Annotated in this window: 10 protein-coding genes; all 10 read left to right on the plus strand. The window is 59.9% G+C overall.

Features of this window, described 5'->3' with window-relative positions; translation table 11 throughout:
- The first annotated feature begins 292 nt into the window (after window positions 1-292).
- The 10 genes from yaaA to ACDZ94_RS23700 all read left to right on the plus strand — a co-directional run bounded on the left by yaaA (window position 293) and on the right by ACDZ94_RS23700 (window position 14,997).
- Window positions 293-1,072 carry a peroxide stress protein YaaA gene (yaaA, locus tag ACDZ94_RS23655; RefSeq protein WP_432751602.1) on the plus strand — a complete coding sequence of 260 codons (780 nt, stop codon included), beginning with the start codon at window positions 293-295 and terminating at the stop codon, window positions 1,070-1,072.
- A gap of 901 nt (window positions 1,073-1,973) precedes the next feature.
- Window positions 1,974-3,290, plus strand: a complete 1,317-nt coding sequence (locus tag ACDZ94_RS23660) for a nucleotide sugar dehydrogenase (protein WP_064454857.1) — start codon at window positions 1,974-1,976, stop codon at window positions 3,288-3,290.
- 98 nt (window positions 3,291-3,388) lie between these two features.
- The gene (gene alg8, locus ACDZ94_RS23665) at window positions 3,389-4,864 is read left to right on the plus strand and encodes a mannuronan synthase (RefSeq protein ID WP_156526250.1); all 1,476 of its coding nucleotides are present in this window, start codon (window positions 3,389-3,391) and stop codon (window positions 4,862-4,864) included.
- 38 nt (window positions 4,865-4,902) lie between these two features.
- Complete coding sequence (locus ACDZ94_RS23670; RefSeq protein ID WP_432751603.1) at window positions 4,903-6,069, plus strand: PilZ domain-containing protein; 1,167 nt, start codon at window positions 4,903-4,905, stop codon at window positions 6,067-6,069.
- Window positions 6,070-6,077: 8 nt separating this feature from the next.
- On the plus strand, window positions 6,078-7,601 hold the full coding sequence (gene algK, locus ACDZ94_RS23675; protein ID WP_432751604.1) for an alginate biosynthesis TPR repeat lipoprotein AlgK: 1,524 nt from the start codon (window positions 6,078-6,080) through the stop codon (window positions 7,599-7,601).
- Window positions 7,598-9,085 carry an alginate export family protein gene (locus ACDZ94_RS23680; protein WP_432751605.1) on the plus strand — a complete coding sequence of 496 codons (1,488 nt, stop codon included), beginning with the start codon at window positions 7,598-7,600 and terminating at the stop codon, window positions 9,083-9,085. Before algK ends, ACDZ94_RS23680 begins: the two co-directional genes overlap by 4 nt.
- Window positions 9,085-10,674 carry a mannuronan 5-epimerase AlgG gene (algG, locus tag ACDZ94_RS23685; RefSeq protein WP_064450794.1) on the plus strand — a complete coding sequence of 530 codons (1,590 nt, stop codon included), beginning with the start codon at window positions 9,085-9,087 and terminating at the stop codon, window positions 10,672-10,674. Before ACDZ94_RS23680 ends, algG begins: the two co-directional genes overlap by 1 nt.
- An 11-nt stretch (window positions 10,675-10,685) precedes the next feature.
- Window positions 10,686-12,134, plus strand: coding sequence for an alginate O-acetyltransferase (locus tag ACDZ94_RS23690; protein WP_432751617.1), 1,449 nt, complete (start codon window positions 10,686-10,688; stop codon window positions 12,132-12,134).
- A gap of 8 nt (window positions 12,135-12,142) precedes the next feature.
- The gene (locus tag ACDZ94_RS23695) at window positions 12,143-13,252 is read left to right on the plus strand and encodes a mannuronate-specific alginate lyase (protein ID WP_432751606.1); all 1,110 of its coding nucleotides are present in this window, start codon (window positions 12,143-12,145) and stop codon (window positions 13,250-13,252) included.
- Window positions 13,253-13,464: 212 nt separating this feature from the next.
- A complete protein-coding gene (locus ACDZ94_RS23700; RefSeq protein WP_128590854.1) occupies window positions 13,465-14,997 on the plus strand; it encodes an MBOAT family O-acyltransferase in 1,533 nt (510 codons plus the stop codon).
- Window positions 14,998-15,004 lie beyond the last annotated feature (7 nt).

The raw sequence follows: 15,004 nt of genomic DNA on the forward strand, positions 1-15,004 counted from the left end.
GGGCCAAGGATGGCCCATCGCGGCGGCCCACGGATTCAAGCCGGAGTGCGGGCATGCCGAGCCCAGGCGAGGCACCGAGTGGTGGGGCAAAGCGTTTTTTGGTTACTTTTTTAGGCGCTTTGTAAAAAAGTGACCCGCCGTAAGGGCGGAACCCTAAGCCGCCGTTACCGCAGCAACGGATATGTACACCAACGACAAAGCAGCGCTCTATCACCATCATAGGTGGAGTCTAACCCCCCAACCCCCTAGAATCCCGCCCACGCGACACGCCACGATTAAAGGAGACGATTTCATGCTGATGGTGATTTCCCCCGCCAAAACCCTCGATTTCGAGTCAAAGCCGGTCACCCCGCGCTTCACCCAGCCGCAGTACCTCGACCACTCCCAGGAGCTGATCGAACAACTGCGCGAACTCAGCCCGGCGCAAATCAGCGAGTTGATGCACGTCTCCGATAAAATCGGTGGCCTCAACGCCGCCCGCTTCGGCAGCTGGACGCCCGCCTTCACCCCGGCCAATGCCAAACAGGCCCTGCTGGCATTCAAGGGCGACGTCTACACCGGCCTCAACGCCGAAACCTTCAGCGATGCCGACTTCAGCTACGCCCAGGACCACCTGCGCATGCTCTCGGGCCTGTACGGCCTGCTGCGCCCGCTGGACCTGATGATGCCGTACCGCCTGGAGATGGGCACCAAACTGGCCAACGCCCGTGGCAAGGACCTCTACGCGTTCTGGGGCACGCGCATCAGCGAGTGGTTGAATGAAGCACTGGCCGAACAAGGCGATGATTTGCTGCTCAACCTGGCCTCCAACGAATACTTATCGGCCGTCAAGCGCACGGCTCTGAACGCGCGGATCATCAACACCGAATTCAAGGACCTGAAGAACGGTCAGTACAAGATCATCAGCTTCTACGCCAAGAAAGCGCGGGGCATGATGAGCCGCTTTGTGATCGAAGAGCGCATCAACGACCCGGCCAAGCTCAAGCAGTTTGATGTGCAGGGTTATCGCTTCAACGCAGAGCAGTCCAAGCCGGACAATTTGGTGTTTTTGCGCGATCACGCACCGGAATAAGGCCTTGCTCAGCCCTCACAAACGCTAACACTCTAATGTGGGAGCTGGCTTGCCTGCGATAGCGGAGTATCAGTCGACTGTTCTCTGACTGAAATTGCGCCATCGCAGGCAAGCCAGCTCCCACATTTTTGTTTGCATTCCAAACCCTAAATCGTCATTTATTTGACGTCAAAAAACACAAAGACACATTCCTAACAAATCTTTCACTCGACATTTCAAATTTTTTTTCGTAGTGGCACCGTTTTTTTCAAACGGTAGTGGCACAAAACTATCCTGCCTCACCAACTCCCTATTACGACTCGCCCAAGTAGCAAGTGCTATCACTGTAATGCCAGTGCCATCTTTTCTAATATTTCAAGAAATTTCTGGAAACAGGATGAGCGGCCAGGAACTTCATCCTGATGCACCGCTCATACCACCGGTAACGAAATTCTCTGTTGCTGTAAGAGATGACTTACATGGCGACCAACGGAAGTAGCAAAGTTGTCATATTTAACTTTGACTCAGGGGTCATATTACCAACCGATTAGTTAATAGCGGCGACAAGGAAGAATTGCCACGAACTATAAGGCCAAGGCTCAACCTCCCCTAATGGGTCAGTGAGACAACCCAAGGCATTGATAATTAAAGGCTTAAAGCCTCTATCAAGGCTCTGCGGCACTGGCGCCAGGCCCTTCTCCCAAGAAGGCTGGCTGCATTTCAGGGCAGGCTCCAATAACAAGGCCACGTTTCGCACAACTTGAGTGCAATGATGAGTCACTCGTTATTTAACATGCCTATACACGGCAAGTCGGCGTCTATTCGCCCAACTTTCGTGGCATCAGTGACGCTTGCAAACATGAACTCCGGCCATCTAATTGGCATGATTAATATCGTCTTCAATGACAAAGAGGTAAATGCGATGCGCATCAGCATATTTGGTCTAGGTTACGTCGGCGCAGTCTGTGCCGGTTGCCTGTCTGCCCGTGGCCATGAAGTGGTCGGTGTAGACATCTCCAAGGATAAGATCGACCTGATCAATGCCGGCAAATCGCCCATCGTTGAACCGGGTCTGGGCGAACTGTTGAGCCAAGGCATCGCAAACGGTCGACTGCGCGGCACGACCAACTTCGCCGACGCCATCCGCGATACCGACCTTTCGATGATTTGCGTCGGCACGCCGAGCAAGAAAAACGGCGATCTGGAACTCAACTACATCGAATCGGTATGCCGCGAGATCGGTTTTGTCCTGCGTGACAAGACCACCCGCCACACCATCGTGGTGCGCAGTACCGTATTGCCGGGCACTGTGGCCAACGTTGTCATCCCGATCCTCGAAGACTGCTCCGGCAAAAAAGCCGGCGTCGACTTCGGTGTCGCGGTCAACCCGGAATTCCTGCGCGAATCCACTGCCATCGCCGACTACGACCTGCCGCCGATGACAGTCATCGGCGAGTTCGACAAAGCCTCCGGCGATGTCCTGCAGTCGCTGTACGAAGAACTCGACGCGCCGATCATCCGCAAGGACATCGCCGTCGCCGAAATGATCAAGTACACCTGCAACGTGTGGCACGCCACCAAAGTCACCTTCGCCAACGAGATCGGCAACATCGCCAAGGCCGTTGGCGTCGATGGCCGTGAAGTGATGGAAGTGGTGTGCCAGGACAAGACCCTCAACCTGTCCCAGTACTACATGCGCCCTGGCTTCGCGTTCGGCGGCTCGTGCCTGCCAAAAGACGTGCGTGCCCTGACCTACCGCGCCGGTGCCCTGGACGTGGAAGCGCCGCTGCTGAACTCGCTGATGCGCAGCAACGAGTCCCAGGTACAGAACGCCTTCGACATCGTCGCCGGCCATGACAAACGCAAAGTCGCGCTGCTGGGCCTGAGCTTCAAGGCCGGCACTGACGACCTGCGCGAAAGCCCACTGGTAGAGCTCGCGGAAATGCTGATCGGCAAGGGCTTCGACCTTAGCATCTACGACAGCAACGTCGAATACGCCCGTGTGCACGGTGCGAACAAGGACTACATCGAAGGCAAGATCCCGCACGTGTCGTCCCTGCTCAACTCGGACTTCGATGAGGTGATCAACAACTCCGACGTGATCATCCTCGGCAACCGTGACGAGAAATTCCGTGCCCTGGCGCATAACGCACCGCACGGCAAGCAAGTGGTCGACCTGGTGGGCTTCATGTCCAAGGCCACCAGCGTAAGTGGCCGTACCGAAGGTATTTGTTGGTGAGGAGCAGCGGCTAGTTTCAAGCGGCAAGCTGCAAGTTAGAAGCGATCTTTTTTCAGCTTGTAGCTTGCAGCTTGAAGCCCTACTCCTCCGTGACGGACATGAATATGCAACGGTTAAACCAAGCGACTGGCTGGCTATTATTTCTGGGGCTTTTAGCGCTTCTAGCTCTGGCTTTGCCAGCCAGCACATTCGACTCCGAGTCGAAGAATTTTATTTTCCTGATTGGCGCCGTCGGTATCTGGCGCTACTCGATGGGTGCTACGCATTTCTTTCGCGGCATGCTGTTCCTGTATGTGGTCTACCCACACCTGCGGCGCAAGGTGCGCAAGCTGGGCAAGGCGGCAGACCCGTCCCATGTGTTCCTGATGGTCACCAGCTTCCGTATCGATGCACTGACCACCGCCCAGGTCTACAGCTCGGTGATTCGCGAGGCCATCGAATGCGGCTTCCCCACCACCGTGGTCTGCTCGCTGGTGGAAATGTCCGATGAGCTGCTGGTGAAAAGCCTGTGGGAGCGCATGAACCCGCCGGACCACGTGAAGCTCGACTTCGTCCGCATCGCCGGCACCGGCAAACGTGACGGCCTGGCCTACGGCTTCCGCGCCATCTCCCGCCACCTGCCGGATGACCGTGCAGTGGTCGCAGTGATCGATGGCGACACCGTGCTCGCCGAAGGCGTAGTCCGCAAGACCGTGCCGTGGTTCCAGCTGTTCGGCAATGTCGGCGGCCTGACCACCAACGAGTTCTGCGAAGTGCGCGGCGGCTACATCATGAGCGAGTGGCACAAACTGCGCTTCGCCCAGCGCCACATCAACATGTGTTCCATGGCCCTGTCCAAGCGCGTGCTGACCATGACCGGGCGCATGTCGGTGTTCCGTGCCAGCGTCGTCACCGACCCGGGCTTTATCGCCGACGTGGAAAGCGACTCGCTGCAACACTGGCGCCTGGGCCGCTTCAAGTTTTTGACCGGGGATGACAAGTCCAGCTGGTTCAGCCTGATGCGCCTCGGTTACGACACCTTCTACGTGCCGGACGCCGCGATCAACACCGTGGAACACCCACCGGAAAAGAGCTTTATCAAGGCCAGCCGCAAGCTGATGTTCCGCTGGTACGGCAACAACCTGCGCCAGAACTCCCGCGCTCTCGGCCTGGGCGTTCGCCGCCTTGGCCTGTTCACCAGCGTGGTGCTGTTCGACCAGCGCGTGTCGATGTGGACGTCCCTGCTCGGCCTGACCGTGGCCGTCATCGCCACCTTCAAGTACGGCGGCGCGTTCATCCTCGCGTACCTGCTGTGGATCGGCATCACCCGCTTGATCCTGACCCTGCTGCTGTCGTGCTCCGGCCACACCATCGGCCCGGCGTACCCGGTGATTCTCTATTACAACCAGATCATGGGCGCGCTGGTGAAGATCTACGTGTTCTTCCGCCTTGATCAACAGTCCTGGACCCGCCAGGACACCAAACTGACCCGCGATTTGGCCAGCTTTCAACGTTGGTTCAACACCTGGTCGTCTCGGACCATGACCTTCTCCGCCGGCAGCATTTTCGTCGCCGTGTTGCTGATGATGGTCTGACCCTGCCAAGCCTGAATTAACTCTAGGAAATTGCCCTGATGAACAGCCAAGTAAACGCCAATGTTGTCCACGAATCCGAAGCCCAGCGCCAACATGCCCGGGTCAAAATCCCGGCCAAGCTGCGCTTCTTCAACACCGACCGTACCCAGACCGAAGCACGGGTAATCGACCTGTCCGCCGGCGGCCTGGCGTTCACCGCCACGCAGCCGCTGACCGTGGGTGAAGTGCACAAGGGCCGCCTGCAATTCGTCATCGACAACCTCGGCCTGGCCATGGATGTAGAGCTGCAGATTCGCTCCTACGATCGCCAGAGCGGCCGCACCGGTTGTCAGTTCCAGAACCTCGATGCCCAGGATATTTCCACCCTGCGCCACTTGATCACCTCGCACTTGTCGGGCGACATCGTGACCATGGGCGACGTGTTGGCGACCCTGCAACGGGACAACTTCACCAAGGCGCGCAAGGTCAAGGATGGCGGCAGCGGCATGACCGCGTTCGGTCGCCTGCGCGCCGTGGTGTTCAGCGCCGGGATCTTCATTGTCGGCCTCGCCGCGTTCGGTTTTGTCTTCAAGTCGGTCTACGGCATGTACTTCGTCAGCCACGCCCAGGCCGGCCTCGTCAGCGTGCCCGGCATGAACGTAACCATGCCGCGCGACGGTACCGTACAAAGCCTGCTCAAAGGTGACGCGGTAGCGGCCAAAGGCGCGCCATTGGCGACGTTCAGCACCAGCATGCTCGATGTGCTCAAGGGCCATCTGGACGAAGAGCAGTTGCAACCGGCCAAGGTCGAAGAACTGTTCGGCAAGCAAATGACCGGCACCCTGACCTCCCCGTGTGATTGCGTCGTCGCCCAGCAACTGGTCGCCGACGGTCAGTACGCCAGCAAGGGCGATGTGATCTTCCGACTGGTGCCACGCGGCAGCCTGGCCAATGTAGAAGCGCGCTTCACCTATCGCCAGTTCGCCGACGTGCGCCCAGGTACCGCCGTGAGCTTCCAGGTGGCCGACGAAGAACAGGTCCGCACCGGCACCATCGTCAGCAGCGCCAGCCTGAACAGCGACGACCTGTCCTCGGACATCCGCGTACAGATCAAGCCGGATGCGCCGCTGGACAGCACCTACGCCGGCCGCCCGGTAGAAGTGACCAGCGACCGTGGCCCTTCGCTGAACTGGCTGATCGATAAAGCCATGGCTCACGGTCTGTAAGCGAGGACATGCCTGTGAACCCTATTTCAAGCACAACACAGAGCACTGTGGGAGCCGGGCTTGCCCGCGATGGGATCGACTCGGTGCACCTGAAAGATCGAGTTGCCCGCATCGCAGGCAAGCCAGCTCCCACACAGAGCGGGTCGCACTTCGCCTCTGCATTCTGCACATTGGCACTGGCGGTCAGCCTCGCCGGTTGCGCCGGCCTGCCCGACCAGCGCCTGGCCAACGAAGCCCTCAAACGTGGCGACACGGTCACCGCCCAACAGAATTATCAGCAGCTGGCAAACCTGGGTTACAGCGAGGCCCAAGTCGGCCTGGCGGATATCCAGGTGACCACCCGCGACCCCGAGCAAATCCGTCAGGCCGAGGCCACCTACCGCGCCGCCGCCGATACCTCGCCGCGAGCCCAGGCCCGTCTGGGTCGGCTGCTGGTGGCCAAGCCGGGCGCCACCGAGGCCGAGCAGCACGAAGCCGAAGGGCTGCTGAAAAAAGCCTTTGCCAATGGCGAAGGCAACACCCTGATCCCGCTGGCGATGCTTTACCTGCAATGCCCGCACAGCTTCCCCAACGTGAATGCCCAGCAACAGATCAGCAAGTGGCAGGCGGCGGGTTACCCGGAAGCAGGTTTGGCCCAGGTGCTGCTGTATCGCACCCAGGACACCTACGACCAGCATCTGGATGATGTGGAGCGCATCTGCAAGGCCGCGCTGAACACCACCGACATCTGCTACGTCGAGTTGGCCACGGTCTACCAGAAAAAAGCCGAACCGGAAAAACAGGCCGAACTCCTCAAGCAGATGGAAGCCGCTTACAGCCGTGGCACCGTCACTGCCCAGCGCGTCGACAGCGTTGCACGTGTATTGGGCGACGCGACCCTCGGCAAGCCTGACGAAAAAACCGCCCAGGCCCTGCTGGAAAAAATCGCCCCCGGCTACCCCGCCTCCTGGGTCAGCCTGGCGCAACTGCTCTACGACTTCCCCGAACTGGGCGATGTCGACCAGATGATGAAGTACCTGGACAACGGCCGCGCCGCCGACCAGCCGCGCGCCGAACTGTTGCTGGGCAAGCTCTACTACGAAGGCAAGTGGGTGCCGGCGGACGCCAAGGCCGCCGAAGCGCACTTCGAAAAAGCCGTGGGCAAGGAAGTCGCCGCCGATTACTACCTCGGCCAGATCTACCGCCGTGGCTACCTGGGCAAGGTTTACTCGCAAAAAGCCCTCGACCACTTGCTGACCGCTGCGCGCAATGGCCAGAACAGCGCCGACTTCGCCATCGCCCAATTGTTTTCCCAAGGCAAGGGCACCCAGCCCAACCCATTGAACGCCTACGTCTTCAGCCAGTTGGCTAAAGCCCAGGACACGCCAGAGGCCAACGACTTGGCCACGCAGCTCGAAGCCCCACTGACGCCAGAGCAACGCGCCGAAGGCCAACGCCTGGTGCAACAGGAGCTGGCCACCCGCGGCACCCTGGCCCAGAGCACGCTGCAACTGCACGCCCTGCAAGAAGAAGACGGCGAGGAATCCCTATGAAGCTCAACCCATTCGTCAAGGCCGGCATCGGCCTGACCTGCGCCCTGCTGTGGTCATGCCCGACCCTGGCCGCGCTGACCGAAGCCAAGAACTTCGGCCTGGAAGTGAAAATCACCGGCCAGTCCGAAGACGACCGCGACCTGGGCACCAAGCCCGGCGGCGACGTCAACGGCATCGGCCTCGACCTGCGCCCATGGGTCTATGGCGAAAGCGGCGCGTGGAGCGCCTATGCCATGGGTCAGGCCGTGACGTCGAGCGACATCATCGAGACCGACACCCTGCAACAGTCCTCCGATGACAGCGCCTCACAATCGAGCAACAACGACCGCAAGACCAAGAAAAACTACCTGGCCATGCGCGAGTTCTGGGTCGGCTACAGCGGCTTCACGCCCTACCCTGGCGAGCTCCTCAAGTTCGGTCGCCAGCGCCTGAACAATGACGACGGCCAATGGCGCGATACCAATATCGAAGCGCTGAACTGGACCTTCGACACCACCTTGCTCAAGGCCAATGTCGGCGCCGCCGAACGCTTCAGCGAATACCGCACCGACCTGAAAGAACTGTCGCCTAAAGACAAAGACCGCAAGCACTTCTACGCCGACGCCGCCTACCAGTGGACGCCAGGGCAGTGGATCGGCCTGCGTGGCCACCACACCCATGACGACGGCAAGCTCGACTATGCCGAACCGGGTGTGGCCAGCGACCCGTTGGACAAGCGCGAAAACGGCGACATGACCTGGCTCGGTATCGAAGCCAACAGCGACGCCTATAACTGGCGCAACACCAACACCGTCAACTACTGGGCCAGCGTCACTGGCATGAAAGGCAACCGCGACACGGTCAACGCCTTGAACGCCGACGGCTCCCGCCCGACAGAAGCCAAGCGCAGCGATGACGTGAGCGGCTGGGCCACCGACCTGGGTATCCGTCTGCGCCTCGACCCGCAGTGGCAAGTCGGCGCGGCTTACTCGCGCGCCAGTGCCAATTACGAGCAGAACGGTCTGCAAAGCAACCGTTCGAACTGGACCGGCACCCAATCGCGCGTGCACCGCTTCGGCGAGGCGTTTCGCGGCGAGATGAACAACATGCAGTCCATGAGCCTGTTCAGTTCCTGGCAGCTGCGCGAGGACTATGACGCCAGCCTGGTCTACCACAAGTTCTGGCGCGTAGACGGTAACAAGCCGGTGGGCAGCAACGGCATCGATGCCGTGCAGAACAACACCGATGACGTGACCGGCGCAATCCTCTCCAGCACCTCGTTGCCGCTTGAAGACGGCAAGAAGGACCTGGGCCAGGAGATGGACGTCGTGGTCACCAAATACTTCAAGAAAGGCTTGCTGCCGGCCGCGCTGAGCCAGTCGATCAACGAACCGTCGGCCCTGGTGCGCTTGCGGGCGGGCGTGTTCAAGCCGGGCGACGCCTATGGCAGCGGCGTCGACTCGTACATGCACCGCGCCTTTGTCGACGTGATCTGGAAATTCTGATGGGAGCCTGCGCGATGAACCCTCAAGCCCTCAAAGGCTCGGTCAGCCTGCTGGTCGCAGCCATGCTGCTGGCCAGCACTTCGGCCTTTGCCGACGGTGCGGCGGTGAAAGCGCCGACCATCGCCAAAGAACTGCAACAGGCCAAAACCTACACCATCTCCAGCCCGCCAACCGCGCCACTGGAAATGGCCAAACCGGCCCTGCCGGACCTGTCGGGCTACACCGCTGCGGCGATGGAAAAGAAGATCGTGCGCAGCAAACCCGGCAAAGTCAGCATCCGCCGCATGATGCAAGAAGACGCCCTCAAGGACTTTATCGGCGGCGACAACAAGATGGCCGAATGGGTGGTGCGCCAACACGGTATTCCCCAGGCGATCTTTGTCGACGACGGCTACATGAACCTCAAGGACCTGCTCGGCAAAGTACCCAAGCAGTACCTCAGCGAAACGTCGCCGGGTGTGTTCCTGGCCAAGCTGCCGATCGTGGTCGGCCGCAAGGGCATCCTCGAAATCGACAAGAAGACTCAGGAACTGCGCCTGTCCCAGCAGGCCGGTTCGTTCCTGATCAACGACGGCCAGCTGTTTGTGCGCGACACCCGGATTACCGGCTGGAACGAAAAGGCCAACGGACCGGCGGCCTTCCAGTCGCCCAAGGAATTCCGCCCGTTCCTGTTGGCCTGGGGCGGCACCGAGACCTACATCGCCAACAGCAAGATGGCCAGCTTCGGTTACGCCAACAGTAAGTCGTACGGGGTGAGTATTTCCCAGTACACGCCGAACATGGCCAAGGTGCTCAAGCGCTCCGAGCCGACCGGCTGGATCATCGATTCCGAATTCTCGGACATGTGGTACGGCTTCTACTGCTACGAAACCACCGGCTTCGTGATCAAGGGCAACACCTACAAAGACAACATCGTCTACGGGATTGACCCGCACGACCGTTCCCACGGCCTGATCATCGCGGACAACACCGTCTACGGCACCAAGAAGAAGCACGGCATCATCATTTCGCGGGAAGTGAACGACAGCTTCATCTTCAATAACCGCAGCTATGACAACAAGCTTTCAGGCCTGGTGATCGACCGTAACAGCGTGAACAACCTGATCGCCGACAACGAGATCTACCGCAACCACACCGACGGCATCACCCTCTATGAGAGCGGCGACAACCTGCTGTGGGGCAACAAGGTGATTGCCAATCGTCGCCACGGTATCCGCATCCGTAACAGCGTGAACATTCGCCTGTACGAGAACAGCGCCATGGCCAACGGCCTGACCGGCGTGTACGGCCACATCAAGGATTTGACCGACACCGACCGCGACATCGCCCTCGACCCGTTCGACACCAAGGTCTCGCTGATTGTGGTCGGCGGTGAACTCGCGGGTAACGGCAGCGGGCCGCTGTCCATCGACTCGCCGTTGAGCGTCGAGCTGTACCGCGTAGCGATGCTGGCGCCGACCAAATCAAGCGGCATCAGCTTCAACGGCGTGCTGGGTGACCGTCAGGAAGAAATTCTCGACCTGCTGGTTCGCCAGCAGAAAGCCGTGCTGATCGATCCTGTCGAACGCCAGACCCAAATGCAGGACTGAGGATGACCCTTATGCACCCACACATGATCAAACTGCTGAGCCTCTCGGGTCTGACCCTCGGCCTGCTGTCGGCCAGCCAGGGCGTGCGCGCCGATGAAGTGAAAGCGCCTACGTTCAGCGCCGAGCCGTGCTGCAGCCTGTGCCCGGCCGCCCATGACGCGAAGAACTACACCACGCGCTACCAGCAGAACTTCACCACGCTGGTGCAAGCCCAGGGCGACTGGCTGTTCCGTACCCAGGAAGATTTGCGCACTGAATTCGACACCAGCCCCGCCGGCTACAAGCGCATGCAACAACTGCACGATGCGTTCAAGGCCAAAGGCGTGGAACTGGTGGTGGTCTACCAGCCGACCCGTGGCCTGGTGAACCGCAACAAGCTCAACCCCGCAGAGAAAGCCAGTTTCGATTTCGACAAAGCGCTGGGCAATTACAAAACCATGCTCGGGCGTTTTGCCAAGATGGGTTACGTGGTGCCGGACTTGTCGCCGCTTACCAACGAGCAACTGCCGGATGAGTTGCCCGCCCACGATTTCTACTTCCGTGGCGACCAACACTGGACCCCGTACGGTGCCCAGCGCACGGCGAAAATCGTCGGTGCCAAAGTGCGTGCAATGCCGGAGTTTGCCGGCATCCCCCAGCGTGAGTTCGAAACCAAGCGCTCCGGGCGCATGGGCAAGACCGGCACCCTGCACAACATGGCCGGGCAGCTGTGCGGCACCAGCTACGCGATCCAGTACATGGACCAATTCACCACCGAGCCCAAAGGCGAAGCGGGCGACGGCGACCTGTTCAGCGATGCCGGCAACCCGCAGATCACCCTGGTGGGCACCAGCCACAGCGGCAAGAACTACAATTTCGCCGGCTTCCTTGAACAGGAAATCGGTGCCGACATCCTCAACGTCGCCTTCCCCGGCGGTGGCCTGGAAGGGTCGATGATCCAGTACCTGGGCAGCGATGAATTCCAGAAAACCCCGCCGAAAATTCTGATCTGGGAATTCTCGCCACTGTATCGCCTCGACCAGGAGACCATCTACCGCCAGATGATGTCGCTGCTCGACAACGGCTGCGAAGGCAAGACCGCGCAGATGAGCGCCAGCACCACGTTGAAACCCGGCAAGAACGAATTAATGGTCAACAGTTCGAACAAAGACCTGCGCAACAGCAGCCATCAGGTCGACATCCGCTTCGCCGACCCGTCGGTGAAAACCCTGCAAGCCACCCTCTGGTACATGAACGGGCGCCACGAGGACATCAAGATCGACAAACCCGAAACATCCGATACAGACGGGCGTTTCGCCTTTGAACTGCGCACCGACGAAGACTGGGCCTCGCAAAACTTGCTGGCCGTGGAAGTGCAGGGCCCAGAAAAGGGCGCTGCCGCGCAGAAAGTCGAAGCGAAAATTTGCACACGCAACGTATTCCCCGCCGGTGGTCAACAGACCGCCTCAACCGGGCAATGAGGTTACCTATGCAGAAGTTATTGATCCCAACATTACTGGGCCTGGCGATGTTCGCCGGCTCCGTGAATGCCGCCGCGCCACTGCGTCCACCCCAGGGCTATTTCGCCCCGGTGGAAGCATTCAAGACCGGCGACTTCAAGAATGACTGCGACGCCATGCCGGCGCCGTACACCGGCTCGCTGCAATTTCGCAGCAAGTACGAAGGTTCGGACAAAGCCCGTTCCACCCTGAATGTGCAATCCGAAAAAGCCTTTCGCGACAGCACCGCCGACATCACCAAGCTGGAAAAAGACACCAGCAAGCGCGTGATGCAATTCATGCGCGACGGTCGTCCGCAGCAGCTGGAATGCACCTTGAACTGGCTCACGAGCTGGGCCAAGGCGGATGCGTTGATGTCCAAGGACTTCAACCACACCGGCAAGTCCATGCGCAAATGGGCGCTGGGCAGCATGGCTTCGGCCTATGTACGCCTGAAGTTCTCCGACTCGCACCCGCTGGCCAACCACCAGCAAGAGTCGCAGTTGATCGAAGCCTGGTTCAGCAAAATGGCCGATCAGGTCGTCAGCGACTGGGACAACCTGCCGCTGGAAAAAACCAACAACCACTCCTACTGGGCGGCCTGGTCGGTGATGGCCACGTCCGTCGCTGTGAACCGCCGCGACCTGTTTGATTGGGCGGTGAAGGAATACAAGGTCGGCGCCAACCAGGTCGATGACCAGGGCTTCCTGCCGAATGAATTGAAGCGCCAGCAACGTGCCCTGTCGTACCACAACTACGCGCTGCCGCCGCTGTCGATTATCGCCAGCTTCGCCCTGGTCAACGGCGTGGACCTGCGCCAGGAAAACAACGGTGCATTGAAACGCCTGGGTGACAAGGTGCTCGCCGGGGTCAAAGACCCGGAAATCTTCGAGAAGCAGAACGGCAAAGAGCAGGACATGAAGGACCTCAAGGAGGACATGAAATTTGCCTGGCTTGAACCCTTCTGCACCCTCTACACCTGCGCCCCGGATGTGCTCGAGCGCAAGCATGGCATGCAACCGTTCAAGACTTTCCGATTGGGCGGTGACCTGACCAAGGTCTACGACCCGACGCATGAAAAAGGCAACAAAGCTAACTGAAGAAACCGGCTCCAAATGTGGGAGCGGGCTTGCTCGCGAATGCAGTGTGTCAGTCGACACATCCGTTACTGAGCCACCGCATTCGCGAGCAAGCCCGCTCCCACACTGACCCGGTTCCTTCAGTGAGAGTGCAATACAACCTCCCCCGAAATCGTGGGGGGGTTTGGGGGGGCTCTGGCCCTTGACTGTTGGTTAAACATGGAGAGATCGGGATGGTTTTCTCGTCCAATGTGTTCCTGTTTCTGTTCTTGCCGATTTTCCTCGGCTTGTACTATTTGAGCGGGCAACGCTATCGCAACCTGCTGCTGCTGATTGCCAGCTACGTGTTCTACGCCTGGTGGCGAGTGGACTTCCTGGCGCTGTTCGCCGCCGTCACGCTGTGGAATTACTGGATCGGCCTCAAGGTCGGTGCGGCAGGCGTGCGCACCAAGCCGGCTCAACGCTGGCTACTGTTGGGCGTGGCGGTCGACCTGTGCATTCTCGGCTACTTCAAATACGCCAACTTCGGTGTCGACAGCATCAACGTGATGATGAAGTCGGCGGGCCTGGAGCCGTTCATTCTCACCCACGTGCTGTTGCCGATCGGGATCTCGTTCTACATCTTCGAGTCCATCAGCTACATCATCGACGTGTACCGCGGCGACACCCCGGCCACCCGCAACCTCATCGACTTTGCGGCGTTCGTAGCGATCTTCCCGCACTTGATTGCCGGCCCGGTGCTGCGCTTTCGCGACCTGGCCGACCAGTTCAACAACCGCACACACACCCTCGACAAGTTCTCCGAGGGCTGCACGCGGTTCATGCAGGGTTTCATCAAGAAAGTCTTCATCGCCGACACCCTGGCGGTGGTGGCCGACCATTGCTTCGCCCTGCAAAACCCCACCACCGGCGATGCCTGGCTCGGCGCGCTGGCCTACACCGCGCAGCTGTACTTCGACTTCTCCGGCTACAGCGACATGGCCATCGGCCTGGGCTTGATGATGGGTTTCCGCTTCATGGAAAACTTCAAACAGCCGTACATCAGCCAGTCGATCACCGAGTTCTGGCGCCGCTGGCACATCAGCCTGTCCACCTGGCTGCGCGATTACCTGTACATCACCCTGGGTGGCAACCGTAAAGGCACGCTGACCACCTACCGCAACCTGTTCCTGACCATGCTGCTCGGTGGCCTGTGGCACGGTGCGAACATCACCTACATCGTGTGGGGCGCCTGGCACGGCATGTGGCTGGCGATTGAAAAAGCCATCGGCCTCAACACCGCGCCGCGCAGTTTCAACGTGGTGCGTTGGGCCTTCACTTTCCTGCTGGTGGTGATGGGCTGGGTAATCTTCCGCTCGGAGAACCTGCACGTCGCCGGCCGTATGTACGGTGCGATGTTCAGCTTTGGCGAGTGGTCGCTGTCGGAACTCAACCGCGCCAACCTTACCGGCCTGCAAGTGGCAACCCTGGTGGTGGCCTACGCAACACTGGCGTTCTTTGGCCTGCGCGATTTCTACAGCAACCGCCCTGCCGAGAAAGCCAAGCCAGCCGACCCGAGCCTGATCAAGGCCGTGCCGGGCGACAACCCGGGCAGCATCCATCAGCCAGGTTTCACCGTCGGCCAGGACGCCGCCGTGCAACCGGCCTACTGGACCGCTGACTGGCCACGCTACGCCATGCGCGCCGCAGTGCTGCTGCTGTTCGTGGCGTCGATCCTGAAATTGTCGGCGCAGAGTTTCTCGCCGTTCCTTTACTTCCAATTCTGAGGGAGCC

The sequence above is a fragment of the Pseudomonas sp. UBT genome (assembly GCF_050915955.1).
In the GTDB taxonomy this organism is placed as follows: Bacteria; Pseudomonadota; Gammaproteobacteria; order Pseudomonadales; family Pseudomonadaceae; genus Aquipseudomonas; species Aquipseudomonas antarctica_A.

What these genes read in the sequence shown, in the direction of transcription:
- yaaA (WP_432751602.1), top strand. Translation starts at nt 293, where the DNA reads ATGCTGATGGTGATTTCCCCCGCCAAAACCCTCGATTTCGAGTCAAAG.
- ACDZ94_RS23660 (WP_064454857.1), top strand. Translation starts at nt 1,974, where the DNA reads ATGCGCATCAGCATATTTGGTCTAGGTTACGTCGGCGCAGTCTGTGCC.
- alg8 (WP_156526250.1), top strand. Translation starts at nt 3,389, where the DNA reads ATGAATATGCAACGGTTAAACCAAGCGACTGGCTGGCTATTATTTCTG.
- ACDZ94_RS23670 (WP_432751603.1), top strand. Translation starts at nt 4,903, where the DNA reads ATGAACAGCCAAGTAAACGCCAATGTTGTCCACGAATCCGAAGCCCAG.
- algK (WP_432751604.1), top strand. Translation starts at nt 6,078, where the DNA reads ATGCCTGTGAACCCTATTTCAAGCACAACACAGAGCACTGTGGGAGCC.
- ACDZ94_RS23680 (WP_432751605.1), top strand. Translation starts at nt 7,598, where the DNA reads ATGAAGCTCAACCCATTCGTCAAGGCCGGCATCGGCCTGACCTGCGCC.
- algG (WP_064450794.1), top strand. Translation starts at nt 9,085, where the DNA reads ATGGGAGCCTGCGCGATGAACCCTCAAGCCCTCAAAGGCTCGGTCAGC.
- ACDZ94_RS23690 (WP_432751617.1), top strand. Translation starts at nt 10,686, where the DNA reads ATGCACCCACACATGATCAAACTGCTGAGCCTCTCGGGTCTGACCCTC.
- ACDZ94_RS23695 (WP_432751606.1), top strand. Translation starts at nt 12,143, where the DNA reads ATGCAGAAGTTATTGATCCCAACATTACTGGGCCTGGCGATGTTCGCC.
- ACDZ94_RS23700 (WP_128590854.1), top strand. Translation starts at nt 13,465, where the DNA reads ATGGTTTTCTCGTCCAATGTGTTCCTGTTTCTGTTCTTGCCGATTTTC.